This is a genomic window from Vibrio sp. ArtGut-C1 (assembly GCF_002105475.1).
GTDB lineage: Bacteria > Pseudomonadota > Gammaproteobacteria > Enterobacterales > Vibrionaceae > Vibrio > Vibrio diabolicus.
The window spans coordinates 1-19,161 of sequence record NZ_NCTH01000042.1; the positions used below are offsets into that span (position 1 = coordinate 1).

Annotated in this window: 11 protein-coding genes and 1 pseudogene; 3 read left to right on the top strand and 9 right to left on the bottom strand. The window is 43.9% G+C overall.

Annotated features, from left to right (window positions below):
• The first annotated feature begins 329 nt into the window (after positions 1-329).
• A complete protein-coding gene (trpB, locus tag B7360_RS22400; protein WP_085344662.1) occupies positions 330-1,553 on the top strand; it encodes a tryptophan synthase subunit beta in 1,224 nt (407 codons plus the stop codon).
• Positions 1,554-1,749: 196 nt separating this feature from the next.
• On the opposite strand, the gene B7360_RS22405 is transcribed toward trpB, so the two are convergent.
• A complete protein-coding gene (locus B7360_RS22405; protein WP_085344663.1) occupies positions 1,750-3,207 on the bottom strand; it encodes a DUF3360 domain-containing protein in 1,458 nt (485 codons plus the stop codon).
• Between the two features lie 487 nt (positions 3,208-3,694).
• On the opposite strand from B7360_RS22405, the gene B7360_RS22410 reads away from it, so the two are divergent.
• Complete coding sequence (locus tag B7360_RS22410; protein ID WP_005391068.1) at positions 3,695-4,108, top strand: VF530 family DNA-binding protein; 414 nt, start codon at positions 3,695-3,697, stop codon at positions 4,106-4,108.
• A 150-nt stretch (positions 4,109-4,258) separates the two neighbouring features.
• Here B7360_RS22410 and B7360_RS22415 read toward each other — a convergent pair whose 3' ends face one another.
• Together B7360_RS22415 and B7360_RS22420 are read right to left on the bottom strand one after the other, a co-directional pair.
• Positions 4,259-5,509, bottom strand: coding sequence for a DEAD/DEAH box helicase (locus tag B7360_RS22415; RefSeq protein ID WP_085344664.1), 1,251 nt, complete (start codon positions 5,507-5,509; stop codon positions 4,259-4,261).
• Positions 5,510-5,690: 181 nt separating this feature from the next.
• Positions 5,691-6,485 carry a helix-turn-helix transcriptional regulator gene (locus B7360_RS22420; RefSeq protein ID WP_085344665.1) on the bottom strand — a complete coding sequence of 265 codons (795 nt, stop codon included), beginning with the start codon at positions 6,483-6,485 and terminating at the stop codon, positions 5,691-5,693.
• 122 nt (positions 6,486-6,607) lie between these two features.
• On the opposite strand from B7360_RS22420, the gene B7360_RS22425 reads away from it, so the two are divergent.
• Complete coding sequence (locus B7360_RS22425; protein ID WP_085344666.1) at positions 6,608-7,414, top strand: sulfite exporter TauE/SafE family protein; 807 nt, start codon at positions 6,608-6,610, stop codon at positions 7,412-7,414.
• Positions 7,415-7,537: 123 nt separating this feature from the next.
• Here B7360_RS22425 and B7360_RS22430 read toward each other — a convergent pair whose 3' ends face one another.
• The 6 genes and pseudogenes from B7360_RS22430 to B7360_RS22450 all read right to left on the bottom strand — a co-directional run bounded on the left by B7360_RS22430 (position 7,538) and on the right by B7360_RS22450 (position 19,151).
• A complete protein-coding gene (locus B7360_RS22430; RefSeq protein WP_254048148.1) occupies positions 7,538-8,800 on the bottom strand; it encodes a hypothetical protein in 1,263 nt (420 codons plus the stop codon).
• The gene (locus tag B7360_RS22435; RefSeq protein ID WP_085344667.1) at positions 8,751-10,169 is read right to left on the bottom strand and encodes a UvrD-helicase domain-containing protein; all 1,419 of its coding nucleotides are present in this window, start codon (positions 10,167-10,169) and stop codon (positions 8,751-8,753) included. Before B7360_RS22435 ends, B7360_RS22430 begins: the two co-directional genes overlap by 50 nt.
• A complete protein-coding gene (locus B7360_RS25135) occupies positions 10,166-11,230 on the bottom strand; it encodes an ATP-dependent endonuclease (protein WP_216819535.1) in 1,065 nt (354 codons plus the stop codon). The genes B7360_RS22435 and B7360_RS25135 overlap by 4 nt, the downstream gene beginning before the upstream one ends.
• Before the next feature lie 279 nt (positions 11,231-11,509).
• A complete protein-coding gene (locus B7360_RS25140; protein WP_216819536.1) occupies positions 11,510-11,944 on the bottom strand; it encodes an ATP-dependent endonuclease in 435 nt (144 codons plus the stop codon).
• 239 nt (positions 11,945-12,183) lie between these two features.
• A pseudogene (locus tag B7360_RS22445) lies at positions 12,184-12,779 on the bottom strand (tyrosine-type recombinase/integrase).
• Positions 12,780-13,352: 573 nt separating this feature from the next.
• Positions 13,353-19,151, bottom strand: coding sequence for a DEAD/DEAH box helicase (locus tag B7360_RS22450; RefSeq protein WP_085344668.1), 5,799 nt, complete (start codon positions 19,149-19,151; stop codon positions 13,353-13,355).
• Positions 19,152-19,161: the final 10 nt, after the last annotated feature.

Sequence of the window (19,161 nt, forward strand, 5' to 3'; positions counted from 1 at the left end):
CCCATCAATATAATGGTGGATTAACACCAAATGAATCAGAACGACAGTTCTGGTTTCCTCATAAAACCGTGGCCAATTTTACTTGACCACTACATTCCAACACTCTGTTTGCCTCGAGAGGTTCTTATGACAGCCTAGGATCTCTCGGGGCTTTTTTGCGCCTCTTAAACCCCACCTTATGTTGTACCCAACCCGTTACCAACCACACAAATTGTACTTTTTAACTAGTTCACTAGATCGCGAATTCTGATTTAAGCAACTGATCACACAACCACTTCTAAATTTTGGGTATAAAAGTATCAATACTTTCGTTAACTAGGATGTAAATAATGAAAAACTCGTTTGATCTCACCATGCCCAATGAAGAAGGATACTTTGGTGAATACGGTGGCAGCTTCGTGCCGCCGGAGCTTGAACAAATCATGCGTGACATCAACGCAGCTTATGAGGAATGCAGCAAAGATCCTGAATTTAAAGCGGAACTTGCTCGTTTGTATAAGCACTTTGTTGGACGACCTAGCCCAATCTTCCATGCGGAAAACTTGTCTAAGAAATACGGAGCAGACATCTACCTAAAGCGCGAAGACTTAAACCATACAGGCGCACATAAAATTAACCACTGCTTAGGAGAAGCCATTCTCGCTAAAAAGATGGGTAAGAAGAAACTGATTGCTGAAACTGGCGCAGGGCAACATGGGGTCGCGCTTGCGACAGCCGCCGCACTGGTCGGCTTAAAGTGCGATATTTACATGGGTGAAGTTGATATTGCCAAAGAGCACCCGAATGTCGTCCGTATGAGAATCCTTGGTGCCAATGTCATCCCTGCCACTCACGGGCGCAAGACTCTCAAAGAAGCGGTTGATTCTGCCTTCGAAGCCTACCTAAAAGATCCTGACACACAACTTTACGCGATAGGCTCTGTCGTTGGCCCTCACCCATTCCCTAAAATGGTACGAGATTTCCAGTCAATTATCGGCAACGAAGCACGTGTTCAATTCAAAGAAATGACTGGTAAGCTACCCAATAATCTCGTTGCATGTGTTGGGGGAGGATCTAATGCGATGGGGCTATTTACTGCTTTCTTAGACGATGAACAAGTCGCTATTCACGGCGTCGAGCCCGCGGGCCGCTCTTTGCAAAAGGTTGGCGAGCATGCTGCAACACTCACACTTGGTGAGCCTGGTATTATGCACGGATTTAAGTCTTACATGCTTAAAGATGAGCAAGGCGAACCTCAAGAAGTGTACTCTGTAGCAAGTGGCTTGGATTACCCATCGGTTGGGCCTCAGCATAGTTACTTAAAAGACATTGGCCGTGTCAATTACGGCTCAATCACCGATGACGAAGCGATTGATGCATTCTTTGAACTGTCTCGCGAAGAGGGGATTATTCCAGCGATTGAATCCTCACACGCTGTCGCTTACGCGATTAAACTCGCGAAGCAAGGAGAAACTGGCTCAATTCTGATCAACTTATCCGGTCGCGGTGACAAAGACATTGATTTTGTCGTTGAGCACTACGGCGCAAAATATGGCATTGAATCAATTGTTTAGTCCCTGTTTGGTAGGCTAACTGTCTATACAAAAAGCTACCTATTACTAGGTAGCTTTTTGTTTGTGCCTTATTTCCCCTACATGCACTTTGAAGGCTTAACTACACAGTCCAAACCTTTTACTTTTGAGAAATAGGCATAGCTTGAGAAAGCCCTCTCACTCGCCACTCCAACTATGCCTTTAGAGCATAATTCGATTAACCGATCAGAGCAGGAATTCCCGGAAGCTGACCAACGACAGCAAGCGAACCTGCACAAACGATAAATGCAGTGCCAGGAATCAGGTATTTATCTTTCCGCGAGAGTTCGTTGGCACGCTCATGGTCGCCTATAAGTCCAAGGTTATCCAGCAGCATCGTGATTGCCCAACCAAAGACTGGGTTCACGAATGCACAGGCAAAAATACAAATACCAGCACTGAGCGAATCTTTATGCTTGTGGATCATCTGCATACCCGCTTCAAGAAGTGGTAAGAATACACCGACAATCAAAGCAACGCGCAGAACAGGTTCCCACATCGCTAGATCCATAGGGTAACCAATGACTGCCGCAGCAATACACATGAAACCCGTTAGCAGCGCACCGCCTGGAATCGGACGTTTGGCAATGGCGGCAGGAATCATGTACGTGCCCCAAGAAGAAGCCAAGTTACCGCCACCCAATAGTGAACCAACCCCCTGACGAACAGACGCTCCGACCATAGTGTCGTCGACATCCATTAGTACGCCTTTCGCCTCTTTTGGATAGTTAAGTTCTTGAAACACACGATGGCCTAGGTAGTCAGGAGACCACATAGCGACTGCCAGTAGCGCAAATGGAGTCACGGCAATAAAGTGCTCCAGGGTTGGCCAGCCTAGTTGCCAGCCAGTATTTTCACCCCACCAATAGAATGGACTGAAATTAGGCAGGCCCGGCTCTGTGGTAAAAGCAAACTCAGCGCCCATCAAATAAGCAACAATACCCGCGAGTGCAGAACACAGTGGGATTGCCAACCAACGCTTGTTGATCTTAGCTAGGTAGGCATAAACCATAACCGTTAGACCAATAACCACAAACGAGATGTAACCTTGGTCTGTACTCGCAGCCCACGCCTCAGTCTTATTGATCTGTCCGAGCAACCCAACGGCGCCTAGGTAGATCAGTAACCCTCCTCTAACCCCAATGCCAGTCAGGGTCATGAGTTTAGAACCACCTTTAGTCAAAGCGAGAATTAAACCAAAAGCACATACCATCAAACCTAGCGCCAGAGGATGCCCTCCTGCGGCAGCAATCATAGGAATCAGCGGTATCATTGGGCCATGAGTACCGGCTAAGTTTGCATTCGGGTTTAGGATGGCAGAAAACAGAATAACGAACAGAGCACCCGCGATAAGCAATTCGTAACGCACGTTTTCTGCAACGAACTCCGGAGATAAACCGAACTGAGCAGCAAATGCAGCAACCATGGCGGTGACCATCACCACTTTACCAATGGTTGCGGCTAATGCAGGCACCCAGTCTTCGATTTCAATACTGTAATCACGTGATGGCAAATGAATACCCCAGCGACGAAAGCTCATGATGGTTAAATCATGGTTTAGAAAGTCTTCACGACTTTCAAATTCATGCGGTTTTTTGCGCACATCCCTGTAAAAGGTCTTACTTGAGTCAGACATTGAGCTATCCTTTGTTATATTTCAACGTTGAACTATGCCAACTAGAGTTTCGCTTGGTATACAGACCAATACGAGACAACACCCACATCAAACATCGAGACCACACCAAGAAAGCGGTATGGCTAATTTTTGATTTGAACCTATTAAGCATGTGTTGCTATCGGTAGGAATATTAGACATTAGTAAAAGGGCAACAAAAATCTCACTTATTACACAAAGATTTAACATTACATTAGAGTACGCTGATCTTTAGTGAGAGTTTTTGAACAGCAATTCAACAAGAGGAACAGCCGCAACTCCACCTGTGCTTTTCAAGGTAGAAAAAACATATCCGTATTCACACAGGTAATTGGTTAATTTTGCTCATGCAAGTACGCACTAACAACATCAAATCGAGTTGCAACCCAAACCATCGCTGCCTAACTATAGATATCTCTGTAATGTATACTTTGCTAAACTCCACCCTTTGATGAGTAAGGCCCCTAAAATGATGACTGACGAAGAAAGAATCGAACTGCAACGGAACAACCCACTACACGGGTTAAAGCTAGAGACAATGTTGCAAGAGTTGGTGGATTTTTATGGCTGGGACATTCTAGATACAGCAATGCGCTTTAATTGCTTTAACACTAAGCCTTCGATTGCAAGTAGTGTGAAGTATTTAAAGAAGACCGAATGGGCGAGAGAAAAATTAGAAAACTTTTACCTTTATCGCTTTAAGCGCATGCCACGCGCAAGTGAAGAAGAATATGATTTACCACCGAGAGCTCGTACGTTCCCGCATGGTCTTGAACCTAAAGAGCCAATGCCGCTAACCGTTGACTCTATCCTCAAGTCACAAGCTAAAGCTGCATCCGCATTTAAAAAACGCTCACCTCGTGGACGTCCGACGCGTCGATAGTACATAACCTTGAAAAGCAATAGAGCCCTACTGGTAGCTCCAGCAAGGCTCTATTGTTCTTTAAAGAAATGGCTAGAAGAAAATACTCAAGCTAGTGCGCCCCCTTCTCCAGCGCCTCCCATAAGTAAACTCACATGTAGTTTACGTTTTCTATTGATTACGCTTTTTCTTCTTTTTCCCTGTACCTGCTGGCTTTGCACGCGGCTTCATCGGTAAAAAGTAGGCTTCACTTTGGTCGTCTTCCACTTCAAAGCCCTCTACCTGCTCACGTTCAAGTTGGAACTTATTTTTCTTTTCTATCACTTTGAAATGGTGATAGTCATCGTAATCGATAAGGGATAGCCCTAGACCCACTTCACCAGCACGACCACTACGACCGATTCGATGCATATAGTCAGCAGGACTACGTGGAAGATCGAAGTTAATCACCACTGGCAGCTTTTCAATATCAAGGCCACGTGCTGCGATATCGGTAGCAATAAGAACTTGAATCTCGCCAGACTTAAAACCGTCAAGGACACGAGTACGAGCGCCCTGCCCTTTATCACCATGGAAAACTTCAGCAGTAATACCGCGTTTTGACAGCTTTTGAGCTAAATGGTTACAGGCATTCTTAGCATTCACAAAAATCAAAGTCTGTCGCCACTGATGCTGTTTGATTAAGTGCGCGAGTACCGCCGTTTTCTCACCTTTATTTACACTAAACACGCGTTGCACCAAAGTGCTGGCTTCTGCGCTCTGCAACTGAACTTCAACAGGGTCGCGGAGCAAGTGCTTAGCCAGCGTCGTGACTTTATCAGGGAAAGTAGCAGAAAATAGCAGCGTCTGTTTCTTCTCTGGCAGTAACGCAAGAATCTTATTGAGTTCTTCGGTAAATCCGAGGCTCAACATACGGTCAGCTTCATCGAGCACGAGCGTTTTTACTTGGTCCAACTTAATCGCGTTACTGGATACCAGATCAAGTAATCGACCCGGCGTAGCTACGATAATCTCACAGCCACCGCGAAGCGCCAGCATTTGTGGGTTCACCGACACACCACCAAATACGGCAACCGTTTTGATCTTATCTCTAAGATGGTATGAGTAAGATTTGACGTTGTATGCCACCTGTGATGCCAGCTCACGAGTTGGAACTAAAATCAGGTGAGAAACGAAGTTACCACGGCGATTATTTGATTCGTCTTGCTGAACAATTTTTTGCAGAATTGGCAGCGAAAAAGCAGCGGTTTTACCAGAGCCCGTATTGGCACCGCCAACAATATCTTTCCCTTCAAGGATATAAGGAATGGTATGAGATTGAATGGGCGTCGGTTGGCTGTATTCTAACGCTTCTAGTCGCTCGACTAAGGTTGGAATCAGGCCAAGATCGGCAAATGTCGCTTGCTGTGTTTTATCTGTCATTACGATGAGTGGCTCAGTGCTAGTAAAGGCCGTGTATCTTATGCTATTTCGCGTCTGGATGTTAGAGATAATGAGCCAAACAGAAGATTGGTGAAAGAAGCACTTGCTTATGTTGGGTGAGTAAATGTATCTAAAGCCTCAGTACATAAAAACGAACCTAATTTAGGTAAGCTCTTAGCAACTATATGCCACGACTCGAAAAGTAACGCGTGGGTGAATCACCATAGACCCGACGAAACATAGCGATAAAGTTACTGGGCGTCGAATAACCCAAAGCATGTGCAACCGCTCCTACTGATTCTCCGCGAGCCATCATTTCTAACGAATGTATTAGCAGTGCTTGTTGCCGCCATTCACTAAAACTCATGTTTAACTCACTTCGAATCAATCGTCTTAATGTCCGAGATGAGACTGCCCCGATCTTTGCCCAATGCTCCACAGAATGTTTGCTGTTTGGGTCTATTAAAATTGCTTGAGTAACTTTTTGCAGTCTCGGATCTCTGGGCAGGGGGATGTGGAGTGGCTCATGAGGGCTATTGACGATTTCATCGGATATTACGGCAAGAATACGTAAAGACTGTATGGATAGCTCGTCTGTTTTGCTCCATATCGATGCTCTAACCGATAGGGCTTTCAACACATCGCTCATTTGGATCACACAAGGTCTCATTGGAAACCGTTCACAACTCTCTGGAGTAAACAGTAATGAACGACCTTTCAGAGAACCACAAAAATAAACACTGTGCATCGCACCCGGGGGGATCCAACCAGCTCGGTGAGGGGGTAGTATCCACGCTCCTTCATCGGTTTTTACCTGTATTAGCCCTTCATCTATACACAGTAGCTGGCCTCGATGATGACTGTGCCAATTATGTGGCCGTTGCTCCAAATGGTTGAAGTCGCTCCTTTCATGCTGCCACTCCTTAGCGATCAGTGCGGCTCCATTTTTCCATTCGCTGTAGTCAGAGTTTGTCACTTTATTTACTCAATTCCATTTTGGCCATTATTCATTATTTTCTGTCCTCTTAACGTTACCATAGCAAGTTAGCGTTCGAGTAACATTTTAGCAACGACCATTTTATCGAAGGCAGAACCATCATGAACGAACCTATCTTTATTATCTATTACATTACAGCAGGCTTGGGCATTGGCTTTCTCGCTGGACTCGTTGGTGTTGGTGGTGGTGGAATGGCCGTCCCTATTTTTGCGTTTCTGTTTTCACTACAGGGAATAGCTGATACAGAAGTAGTCCATCTTGCGTTAGGGACATCAATGGCTTCGATGATTATTACAACATTGGGCAGCATGCGCGCTCACTACAAAAAAGAGAATGTAGACTCGACAATGGTAGTAAAAATGTTGAGCGGAGTTCTAGTCGGAACATTTTGCGCCACATTCGTAGCATCGTATCTACAAGGAGTCTATCTGGCAGGCTTTTTCAGCGTATTCATGTTGTATGTTGCTTATAAGATGTTTCTCAACACTGAAAATGAGTACAATCCGAACCCACATGGGGCTATCGGTAACATCACTGTAGGCTCTGTGATTGGCTCTGTATCAGCACTTGTCTCAATAAGCGGTGCGGGGTTGATCATCCCCTATCTTGTCCAGCAAAATTTTGAGGTAAAACGAGCTATTGGCACCTCTGCTGCGATAGGTTTCCCTATCGCGCTATCAGGAAGCCTCGGTTACATGTTAAACGGATGGGAAAATACAGATTGGAACAACTTAGTATTAGGATACATATACCTTCCTGCAATGATCAGCTTCTCCATTAGTAGCTACTTAACTACTAGCCTCGGCGTGCGTTGCGCAGAGTATTTCCCAAATAAAGTTCTTAAGAAAATCGTTGGTATTTTGTGTGTTCTTCTAAGTTTTAAAATGCTGGGACAAGTACTTAATTAAGGCAAATAATACCGTCACTAGTAGGTCTTGCAGTATGGTGGAGGGATAAGCCTGCAAAAACTTACTTCTCGCTTTGCTTGTTCAAGCACACAATGTGTAAGAAAGCTCCTCATTGTTGCACTCTTATGACTTTGTTAACCTAGCCAGAATTACATCCAAAATTTGCTGATGATTGTCCTTTCTGGAAACCTCGTCACGCTCCTGGCAAAGTGCTTCCTCCCTTTCTGATGCGAGAATTTTAATGCCACGCTCAGTACATTCTGCGAACGCACTAAACTGACTCGCACTGGGAATCTCTTGAAATGTCACATTGGGAAGAGCAACAAGTGATTCGGCTGGTGTCAGTGCGGGATGTAGCCGATCAGAAAGCGTCACCACGGTGATAGCATTGTTCATCAAGGCCAGAGTTTCAGGGACAAAAGTTTTCGTTAGCTCAGGGTTGATAACGACGACCGATTTCAGTTTGCTTTCAGACTGAAATCGGGGGAATTTTTGATCCGGGATGTTGGTAATATCAACGTTATTTTCACGTAACCAATGACAGTCTACATTGGTGACGTTGTGGCACGATGTTCGATATTTTTCCGGGCTTATTTGCGCTCCGGAGAGCATCAGCATAGATGTGCCACCCAGAAAAAAGCCGACACCCTGCACTTCATCAGTATCTACACCTCCGGACAGTATCCCGACCGAACTTAATTCGTTCAGCCCAAGCACCAAATCACTGGTTCTGAATGTGATTTCATCAACAGCCATTTCTGCATTGATTTCGTTCGGTGCAGGAGGCTTTGGTACAACAACGACATAACCTTGTTGCGCCAGGCTCGAGGCTATCCAACCACTATGGGAAAATGCTGACCGTGTTCCGCCCTGCGACAAAAGCACAACGGGAAATTTTCCACTTGCTAACGGGGCATCTAACTGCGTTTCGACTGATTTAAAAATGTTACCCCTACCAAACGTGAAGTTGTTTTTTTCATTCGTTGTGGGATACCAGTAGTAGACTTCTACAGGCTTGTCTCTGTCTTCACTGAATACCGTTTTGACTGTTAGCGCAGAATGGTATTTCGGCCCATTCGTACTGGCGCTGACACTGACACACAATGTAGCGAGTAGAAACGACATTATTATTTTGGTTTTCATTTTACCCCAGCCGATCAATACATTACTCTGCACGGCATCTGGAAAAATAACGCGCAGAAGATTCTCCATATATTTTGCGAAACATAGCAATAAAGTTACTCGGAGTCGAGTAACCCAAAGCAAGTGTCTGCTTTGAACTGCGCCAGCAAGCTTTTGGACAAAGGCGTGTTTGCTATCCTCAGTTAACATCACCTCATGGAATATAAACATCACGAGAAAATATTGTGATAGTTTTAGCTCCACGTGAGAGTGCTACATATAAATGATTTGCGTTCATTCCTCGAGCTTGCGCATCAAGAATCATGCAATGATCAGCTTCAAGGCCTTTGAGCAAAAGGGTTGAACCAATAGCTCGATTAGGTATTCGTTGATCTCCTTGCTGACGTAAGCGCTCTCTTACTGCTGACGCTGCTTCAAAGATACTTATTGTTGGAGAAGTTATTGAAAGAGCTAAAGAGTCTTTTAAAGCGTTGTATGCGCCTTTACGGTAAACACGAGTACCAGGTTTTAACTCTAGATGCTGTAGTGCTGCTAAGATGTTGGAGCGAGAACTATTAATCGCTACGTTGCAAAGTGCTTGCTCAGTAGTTGTTGCAGGAGTCCTATTTCGACGATTGAGAATACTATCTACTCGTTTCGATGTGGTTGCCATTTCAACATTGGTCATCATAGTACTAGCAACTTGCAAAATAGAGGCTGAAAGAGCTACCCCTGTATTGTCATCAAATTGGCTTGCAGCACTAGTTACACTTGTAAGTTGAACTGGTTCAACTACTTCAATTCGCGAATTACCCTGAGCATAACCATGCCTTGAACGTTCATCCATTGAACTACCTATTACCAATAGAGAATCAGTTGGGTAGTGATTTAAAATAGAGTGTTGTGCATTATGCTGATTAGTTATGTCCGTTCGGACTACGTCTGTCAGTTGGTGCAATATTACATGGGCAGGACATGTTCTAAGGTCAACTCTTGTCCCTTGTTTTAGTGCCTCCCTTGTTTCAAGTATCCACCGCCCAAGCAACGGTGCTCCAGCATTGTTCCAACGCCATGGTGTATTTAATTCACCTATCAGTGGAAATTGCTTCAGAACTCCGCTGCCCCAATCAGGCATTGGACCTCCGAAGTTAAAAATACATTGCATAGGGTCACCAAAAATAACTGTCGGGAGAATATTTGAAAGTGAAGCAATTAGATTGTGCTGATTAACGTCACAGTCTTGATACTCATCAACGAGCAGGCGTGAATATGATGATTGTAGGATGTCACTAATGCTGCCTGTATTTAGCAACCTTAAAACAGTTTGTCTAATTTCTGGATAAAAAAGCTGGGGCATTTCAGGTGAATGATGAACAGGGCAGGTCATTGGGAAACTATTGGCAATACGAAGTACCCATCCATCAATGGTAGTAATAACATAGTTCGACGTTGGCACTGATAGCTTTCGCAGTCTTTTTTTTAATGCAGAAACTCCAGCAGTGGTGTGCGCTAGCACCAATATAGGCTTGGTATTATTCACGGATAATGTCTCCGTGATTATATGGGTTTTACCGCAACCAGCGGGAGCAACAATTGCGCCTCTATTAGTATCAAGAACGGTTTCCACGTTCATCGAATATCTCCATTAGCTTCTACCCAATTGAGTAAGCCATTGAGGATACTTTGAAAATGTTCGTTAAATAATGGCATATTAGGGGCAACGACATTCCTGATGATGGTTTCAGATTTTGTGATGTTTTTAAACCATTTATAGTGGCCAGCAGCAAGGGCTAAAGAACCTCTCATTTCATCCAGTGGGTTGGATAAACATGCGGCCAAATCATATTGGTTGTTCGACTTATTTTTAATGTGCTGGTCAACTTCCTGGTGCCCGTTTAAGTCAGCAGCTACTTTTACAAGTAGTGGCAAAATATCTACTCTACACCAGCTGAAAATTGCACCTTCGGTAGACATACCATGTCCCCATTCAAAAATTGTTACACCTGCCTGTGTACATTGTTCAGTCTGTGCCTGGTGTGCCTGAGAATTTATATCGGAATCTTTTAGTAAGGCCACAGGGTAACCTAAACTCGCAAATACCTTAGCTCGCTGAAAGTAGTTATCACCACCGCCGCCATCAGTACAAAACCCTCCTTTAGATTGAATTCCGAGCTGTTGATTGTCTTGCTTGTAAAGATCCAAACCTCTGATAAAACCAACTTCAGTGCTTCCTTCACCGACAATTATTGCTTTGCTGAAGAATGCTTCTGCACAAGCTCTTAGTGTTGCTTGTTGTTGCTCTCCCCCCAAAAGACTGTAGATGTGATGGGAGTAAAGTGGGAATTCAAATACCTGAGCAGCTATGGATTGTTTTCTTAGAACATGGAGTTGGGCAGCTATGGATTGTTTTCTTAGAACATGGAGTTGGGCAGCTTGTAGCTCTCTAAGTACATAAGGTGAGTGAGTAGTTATAAATACTTGCTTTTGGGGCTCGATGTCCTTTGATCCTAGTTCGTTAAGTAGCCTACTAATACGGTATGGCTCAAGACCATATTCGGCTTCATCAACGATCAGAATACTAGAGCTGCTAGTAGCCTTTTGCAGGCCGCTAATGAGTAAGCGTGAAGATCCAGTCCCTAATTGCCTTAGAGGTGTCCCATCACTATTGTGGAGGCTTATGGCACCATTGGACATGGATATTCCATTGACATCGAGAAGCGCGCTAAGTTGTCCGAGCGGTACACCAAGTCCGTTGGCGATTTGCTGGACTTGGGTCAAAACCTCTGTGACCCCTTGTACTGGTTGTGCAGCAAAGGCTTCACGGGTTTGCCGTCCTAATTGGGCAAGAACTGAAGATACATCTAAGGTATCTTCAGAAAGTTTGTTTAATACTGAACGATGTCCCCATGCGAGATTTTGATGTGATGTGGTGCCCAGTCTGGCTGGAGACAGTAATTCTCGGTGTTTCCAAGGTCATCTACGTTCAAGACCATCTGCATCGGCACGATCAGAGTATAGTCGCCAATCAGGTGCTAAGTCTGCATCTACATAGAGCTTGAAGGTAAGAACCGTTTCACAATTTGGTTGTGGCTCGTCAAAGATTTCTTTGGTCTCAAAATTAAAGCCTCGAAGAAAAAAACCGTATCGTTCAACATTTTTTAACTCATCATCAAGCTCGCCAATTGTCACTGTGATAGTCAAAGGAGATGAAGTATCTAGTTGGTAAAAATCTGCATCGTTGAATGAGTAAGAGCGTCGTGCACCTAGAACCAAATCAATGGCATCTAAAATTGTCGACTTACCAGAATCCCCTGGTCCGATTAGACAGTTAAGTCCAGGCTTTGGATTCCAAGATAGATTTTTAATTGATCTAAAATTTTGTATATCAATGTGACGTATAACCGACATGCCAAATCCCTTTGCTTGCAAGCATAAATATTAGTTCACTGTTCTATAGGTCTTATTCTTCCTTCCATTCATAAATTGCTGAACATGTCTGTATAATTATAAGTGCTCAACTAGACTCATAATCTGCTATTAGTATATGTAGGTCAAGACCTGACATGAGAGTGTGGTCAGGAATCCTTAGCTAAACAGTTATGGGGCACAGGCTTTTCAGACGAAAAGCCTGTAGCGGCTCCTATTTGTCAGCAATCTGTTTTCTCAGACAGCCTCAGAGCGTCTTCTAGCTCAACACCAAGGTATCGAATTGTGTTATCTAGCTTCGAATGTCCAAGTAAGATCTGTACGGCCCTGATGTTTTTTGTTCTGGCATAGATTAAGGTGGCTTTGGTACGGCGCATGGAATGAGTTCCGTAGTAGTCAGCATTCAATCCCAGTTTTACAGCCCAGTTCCTGATGATTGAACGATAGAATGAGTAGCTGATAGGTTGCCCAGAGCGTCGGCTGCTCGGGAATAGAAAACTGCTTGCCTCTAGGGATGCTGCAAAAATCCATCGGCTAATACTTTGCTGTGTTCTCGGAGTAATCTCATAGTGAACATCGGTGCCCGTTTTTTGCTGGATGCACTGAACCCTTTCATAGATAACGCCTTGCGAAGAAACATCGTAAACGTGTAGCTTTAGTAAATCACTCGCCCTTAACTTCTATCTATAGCTAGGTTCAGTAGTGCGAGCTGCATCAGATCGTTTTCAATCTCCAGCCTAGTTCTGATCCGCCAGATCTCTTCAAGCTTAAATGGTCTTTTGATGCCACTGCATTTTCCAGAAGATAACTTTCTCATGATGACCTCCTTCCAGTGTTTTTGGTCAACATGAAGTTTGGCAGTCATATTTAGTAGGGGTCATGAGAAGCTGAAACATTGGTGGACAGAAATTTGTTATTAAATTTTCTAAATTAGCTTTTAATGGATTAGTAGAGGTATGGTAAACAACTTCTATCTGAGTGGCCAATTATTCTCATCCTCTCATCCAGTCCCCCATGTTGTACCTGTTTAGCATAAAAGGGATACGCTACATAGCAGATAAAAAGTATGGATGACGACCGTTACCAGCCTTTGGGTAAAATGGCTAAATTTGTGACTCAAGCTGCTGCCAAGGAATCAACTCCTCCATTAGACCAAGGAAGAGTTCTTTGCGATTTAGTGGCAAATTCAGTATCGGCGAGGGAAAGCTGGTTCATGGTTGGCTGAAGTCGTCGTTAGATTAACTTGACAAAATTGTCCCATGTTGCGGTCTTAATCGCATGTTCCTTAAGCAACTCACGCGTATTCTCTGAGTTATCAACCATTACCTTGGTTGTGACGCCATGCTCACAACCAAGGTCGATAGAAATCCACCGAATATCGAGAATGCGACTAGGATTTTCGAAGTCGATCGAGAGTGTTCATCAATCTTCTGTTTGCCTCAAAAGTATCGATACAATATACCTTATCAAACTGTCTTCTTAGCTCGGCAAGAGACTCATTTATCACTTCAGAGGGCGAATTTAATACATCCCAAAATGGGTGGACGACCATATAAGCTTCTTTTTCATCTGTAACCACTGGCAAGTTAAGCACTCCCATCTGAATCACTTTCCTTGTGCTGGGATTCAACTTTTGAATCGATAGGGCTGCTTCCATTGCTAATTTTGGCCAATCACTTAATTCTCGATAAGTTTCAAAATCACCGTCTAACCCTACGCGATGTTCAGGCTCTAACAGGCAACGTATAAAGCTTAGTCCGAGACGCCAATCAAGAAGACCATGATAGTTTTTGTTGCCAAAACGTTGAATACAGCGATAACACGAAAGCGCACATTGATCACGATGTTGCTGCTCAAAAAAAACTCTCGACATTTGGTCTTTTGGATCATTCAACATTGATCGCATTAACTCTACAGCTAACGGCTCTTTGAGACAGTTTGCAGCGAGTCGCTTACTAAAACCTGCGCCGTTAACCAAAGTATCAGCAATTTGCAGGTATGGGTGACCTTCCCGTAATCTAGGCTCAAGCACTTCAAACTCTTCTGGCGCAATATCCATCGCCAATGCAGCTCGCTGAACAAGCATGTGTGTTGCACTGAGAGCTGCGGAACGTATTTTTGTATGCTCTCGTTCTCGCGTACCTACTTTATGAAGATCTAATCCAGGAGCTATGCTTATCATTCCCAAACTGATTGCATCTGTTTTCTTTTTTGAATAGAAGCGCACTTGCTCTGGTTCAGAGCCTTCTGGAGGGGATTGCCAATTATTACCATAGACTAGTTCTGTATCTATAGTTTGATTAGATAATTGACTTAGTTTGACATCAGCAGAATAAACATTAGTTTGTGTTTTTCGAACTAATGTAAAAGGCTGATGCTCGAATGTAGTATCAATCGGTCCTCTATTTCTTCTGATAACGAGGGCATCACTACCACTTGCAATCATAACATTAGTTCGTTCAACCTGATGATTGACCATCGGAGATATGATTGAGCTGGTTTCTCTTCTTAATGCAGGCTTTTGTGGCTCTGTTCCATCGGAAACTTGTGGATAAAAATCTGTTCTAAATGCCGCTGGTGAGTGGTACTGCTCGAACATAGATACAGGTATAGATTCGCCACAGTCAGAACAAACTTGGTCAGCAGCCACGTTGTCTATAAATTTACTTTGTAAAGCCCCACAATGAGGGCAGTCAGCCAACATCTCTGTATCAGTCCACCACTGGGATACTGGCTCAGGTATAAGCTTGTTACCCTCTCTTGAAGGCTGGATAAAACCTAAAGAACTGGTTACTCCAATACTCTTATGCAAACGCTTATCTCGAACTAATATCTGCCCTGGTGAAAACTCATAGATTGCTATGTCTAAATCACGATCAACTGCATCCCATTCAGGGTCTTTGCCATTTTTAGATTTCATCCCTAGATATAGTGGGCGAATACGTGTCGGCATACCAAACATGGGTAGCAAGGCGCATTCCGCTAAGAATTGCCCAAGACCCAAATCCCTGTTTTTCCCCTCTGATTTGAAATGTTTTATTTCCTCAAGAAGTTTTGTGGTCGATTCAGTATACCCAATCAAACTATCCAATATTTCAGGCTTCCCTTGACCCAAACTTTTCGCAACGTCTTTAGCAAAGTTAATAGTTTGGTTTGCCGCTCGCAAAAGTCGAGCAGACCAGTTAGTCGAATCATCGTAAAAAAGTGCAGCAGGTATAAATTCACCGTGAATATCCGGCGCAACCACATCCCCAGGATACTTAGCTCCATCTTCATCACGTAAAATCTGAAAGGCCCGCGTTAGCCAAGCTTTTCGCAGCAATCGAAGACTAATGTCGATATGATCTTGTGTTAGAAAAGGCGGTGGCGGAGCATCACCAGTTATCTCTTCAGGGTGATGAAAATAGTGCTGATCATGGCTTCTTCCACGACACAAAGTCATAGCTAATGAGAAGGCTTGCCCTCGTCGACCGGCACGGCCGACACGCTGCTGGTAGTTAAATCGCTGTGGGGGCATGTTCGCCTGATAAACGGCTTGCAGAGAGCCGATATCAATCCCTACTTCCATAGTGGTTGTCACCGACAACAAATCAATTTCTTCCGACAGTTTCTCAAGTTCATTGGTGTTATCAATAAAGATACCATTAAAACGGCGTAAACGATCTGCCGGATCATCTGTTTGGCCAGTCAACTCCTCACACCTCAATCGGAAGCTATTATCCTCATTGGATGCTCGTGTTAAGCGTCGTGAAATATAGTTTCGGTCACGAAGATTTTTTGTTACGCCATTACTTTTAACCGGAAGCGGAGCATGACAACGCGTGCAAATACCTGCGCCTAAATGTAAATGCACACGGCCACAAGTCGTGCATTCGTATACAGGATCGCTTTCTTTGACAAGGCAAATATGCAACTTCTCTATTCGAATCACACCATTAGTGTGACCATATTCTGAAAACAGTTTTAGTAGTTCATTTACCTTGTCTTCAGTAAGTCCAGCTTTATTAATAAATGCTTTTACTCTTTTGCTACTAATATCTGAGTAAACAGCCCATTCCTTGCTATCTTTTGTAAACCACTTATTCGCTTCAACTCGATAGTTATCTGACAGCACGCGTAGGAATGCATCTGCAAGATCCGAGCTTTTATCTCGTTTATTAGTTAAGCATGGGTAGCCCAAACCAGTTTCTTCCAATGAGAAGTAGTTTCTTGCAAAAAGTACGTCATCTAGTAACGAGAACTGCTCGGTTGAGATATGTCCGCGAGCTGCAAGAATATCATTCGCCGGTATATCTTCATTCCAATAGACGTTATCTTGTTCGATCTTGAATAAGTCGGTCCAATCATACTTAACTTTTCGATCAGCCCCATCAGCACCAAAAATCTTAGATACTCCAGAATCATCTGTAGGATGCATACCTAAACTGGCCATACTTCCCAGCAAAGATTTTGTTTTACGTGCTTGATTGTCAACCTCGAGCACATGAGTAAGTGCAACTCTGTTAACATCCCCAGAATTTTTAATCTCCTTGATTTTCTTCGACAACTCATCAAAAAGATCATCATCCCCCGCATCTTCAGCCTCTTCTCGCATTTTTCTTAATTCGGCTACCGACTCCTTCGGCATTTCTATTTGCTGAAGCGCTTCAATTAGGAGTTTTCTACGTGTATCAATGTGGTGATTACGCTCAATATTCAGAGCGGTTTTTGCTGCATCCTGCCGACTATCGGAAAAGGAAATGAGTTTTGTCGCTGTTCCTGAGCGTTTTAGTATTTCCATAACCTCAGTTGCTAATAATTGAGAAGTCTTGTCAAAACCGGTTTTAAAGCTACGAATAGGAGATCTTCGATACTCTTCACTTCGTCGTGAGTAATCAGTGCCGCATGCAGGACAAACATGCGGTGCTGCTGTTTTAGGGCTTTTAAGTGCAAGCTGAGACCCTTGCTTTAGAAAAAGGCGGCCAGACAATATAAAAGGGCTATCTGATACGTTTGAAGCTTCTTGCTTTACCTGACCATTGCGAGTGTCTAGGAACGCCAGTTTCCAAATTTCCTTCTCATCATCCCCCTTTTGAGCATCATTCTGTGCTGGCCAAAATAGTAAAAAGTCATCATGACTCAATTGCTCAATTGCTACTTCAGCACCGGCTTCCGGTAAGCGCTCTAGTTCAGGAGTATTAGGCAAAATCTCATAGTCTTCTTTAGGACCTCCTTGGCTTAATTTACCTCTACGGCCACCAATAAATTCTTCATGACAGCTTTCACAGTGGAAAAGTTCGAAAAGTCGTAGGGACTCTTCGCCAACCTTAATATGACTACTACCCTTCTCCACATTGAGGCCATGATATGTCAATTGACCATCAATTAACTGGGCACTTGCGTAAAGCCCTTCTAGACTGCGTAAGAAAAGATGTTGCCTAAAACTAGTCGCATCAATATTTTTTAGTTTATCACCCAACGCTCTCAGTAGCGTCAACCCTCGCAAGGCTTCTTGCTGATGGCTCGACCCGAAAATAGCTTGAGCAATTACAGATAGTGGTCGCGCTTTGATTCCATCCTCACCTTTACAAGCGAGCATTAACCGTGTTGCGGCCTCTTTTATCACTTCTTCAGATGATAATATTTCCGCCCCTAATGACTGCCCACATTCAGCAATTAGCTGTAAAAGTTTTGGATCGTCATCCAACTCTACATGAAGTTGCCCGATAAACTCATTATTTGACGATGAAAGGTAACTGAGCAGCTTTACAAAAGGCTCTGGACTCAAGATATCTTGATGCTTTGGCTGAGGTAATAAAGGATGTCCCGTTAGCACCGCCTCTTCCCAGTCATCAGGACTCTTAGCACCTGATTCAAGAGAGCCAGAATGCGTACCCGCATCACCAAAGAAATCGTAGAGATACTCGAGGCTTTGCTCCCGCATATCTCCCTCAAGCGGTAAAGAAGCACTCGAAGCCAAAATACGTAATTTGTGTCTAAATGCTGATCGATCCAACCCCAAGCGATTAATAAGCAGGCGCAGCAAGCCAGCCATTTCCGTTCCAGCAGAACCTCGAATTAAATGCAGCTCATCCAGCACCAAGAAGAAATACGCATCAGGATCTGTTTCCAGCCATGTCCTTGTCTGATCAAAGATGGGCGCCTCTACTTCCCTCGACAACATTGCATTCAGCATAGAAACGTTAGTGACTAACAGATCCGGTGGTGTTTCCTGCATATCCCAGCGAGAAATAAGCTCTGCACCATCTGGCGAAGGAAATAGAAATCTCGTCGAATCATTTTTTTTCTGATCTGGTTCTTTAACTGTTCTATTAAATTCTTCGGCACTTTGGTCAGCATTAAATGCCGCTTTGAAGTGTTTGGCTGCATCTTGCAAAGCCTTTTTCACTCGCGACTGTCGCTGCTTTTCTTTCTTGGAATCCTTTGATCTTGGATGCTCACGATAACCTGCAACAGGACTAGCGCCTGTATAACGGCCAAAAAATATCCTGTTGCCATTAGCTCTTGTATCCAACACTTCGCAAGCTTCACTAGAGTCCAGCATTTTCCTGAGACGAACCATCTGGTCTTCAACCAGAGCATTCATAGGATAGAGCAAAAGTGCCCTGACAGCTTTTGGTCTATCAGGACTTTCTCCCTCTCGATGCAAAGAGAACTGACTCCCCTCACTCCACCACTGATTTCTAAGATAATCAGATTTCGGCACTGGCCAACGAGTCGCTTCAGCAACCAGTTCTGAAAGCACGGGTAATAGAAAAGACTCTGTTTTACCCGAACCAGTACCAGAGGTAACGATACCAGGTCGTCCAGGCTTCAATCCACGCCAAAGCATGTCTACTTGATGCTTATACGGTTTAAAAGCATTGACTCGTTTTAACTCACCAGTCCCATCCTTACCTGGAAAAAGCCCTGAATAGATCATTTCTAAAATAGCTATTCGTTGTTCCCTGTTAAACCTTTTGAATGGGTTTGCTTCGGTTTCGTCATCCAAAAATGACTCTAGCGTACTTTGTGATGGCTGATAGCGTAAAATTGGCTCTAAAAATGGCTCAGGCATTAAAGTACCAGGTTCGCTCAACAATCTTCTGCGGTCATTCGATAGCTCTTCTCGCCGAATACGATAAGCAGTATCCAAGTAAGACAGATACAATTTGTGAATTTCTTGATATGCACCAATAGGATCTAGCATGACAGCTTCC

Excerpts from the sequence above, each read along its gene's own strand:
- trpB (WP_085344662.1), top strand. The coding sequence starts at position 330 with ATGAAAAACTCGTTTGATCTCACCATGCCCAATGAAGAAGGATACTTT.
- B7360_RS22405 (WP_085344663.1), bottom strand. The coding sequence starts at position 3,207 with ATGTCTGACTCAAGTAAGACCTTTTACAGGGATGTGCGCAAAAAACCG.
- B7360_RS22410 (WP_005391068.1), top strand. The coding sequence starts at position 3,695 with ATGATGACTGACGAAGAAAGAATCGAACTGCAACGGAACAACCCACTA.
- B7360_RS22415 (WP_085344664.1), bottom strand. The coding sequence starts at position 5,509 with ATGACAGATAAAACACAGCAAGCGACATTTGCCGATCTTGGCCTGATT.
- B7360_RS22425 (WP_085344666.1), top strand. The coding sequence starts at position 6,608 with ATGAACGAACCTATCTTTATTATCTATTACATTACAGCAGGCTTGGGC.
- B7360_RS22435 (WP_085344667.1), bottom strand. The coding sequence starts at position 10,169 with ATGAACGTGGAAACCGTTCTTGATACTAATAGAGGCGCAATTGTTGCT.
- B7360_RS25135 (WP_216819535.1), bottom strand. The coding sequence starts at position 11,230 with ATGTCCAATGGTGCCATAAGCCTCCACAATAGTGATGGGACACCTCTA.
- B7360_RS25140 (WP_216819536.1), bottom strand. The coding sequence starts at position 11,944 with ATGTCGGTTATACGTCACATTGATATACAAAATTTTAGATCAATTAAA.
- B7360_RS22450 (WP_085344668.1), bottom strand. The coding sequence starts at position 19,151 with ATGCTAGATCCTATTGGTGCATATCAAGAAATTCACAAATTGTATCTG.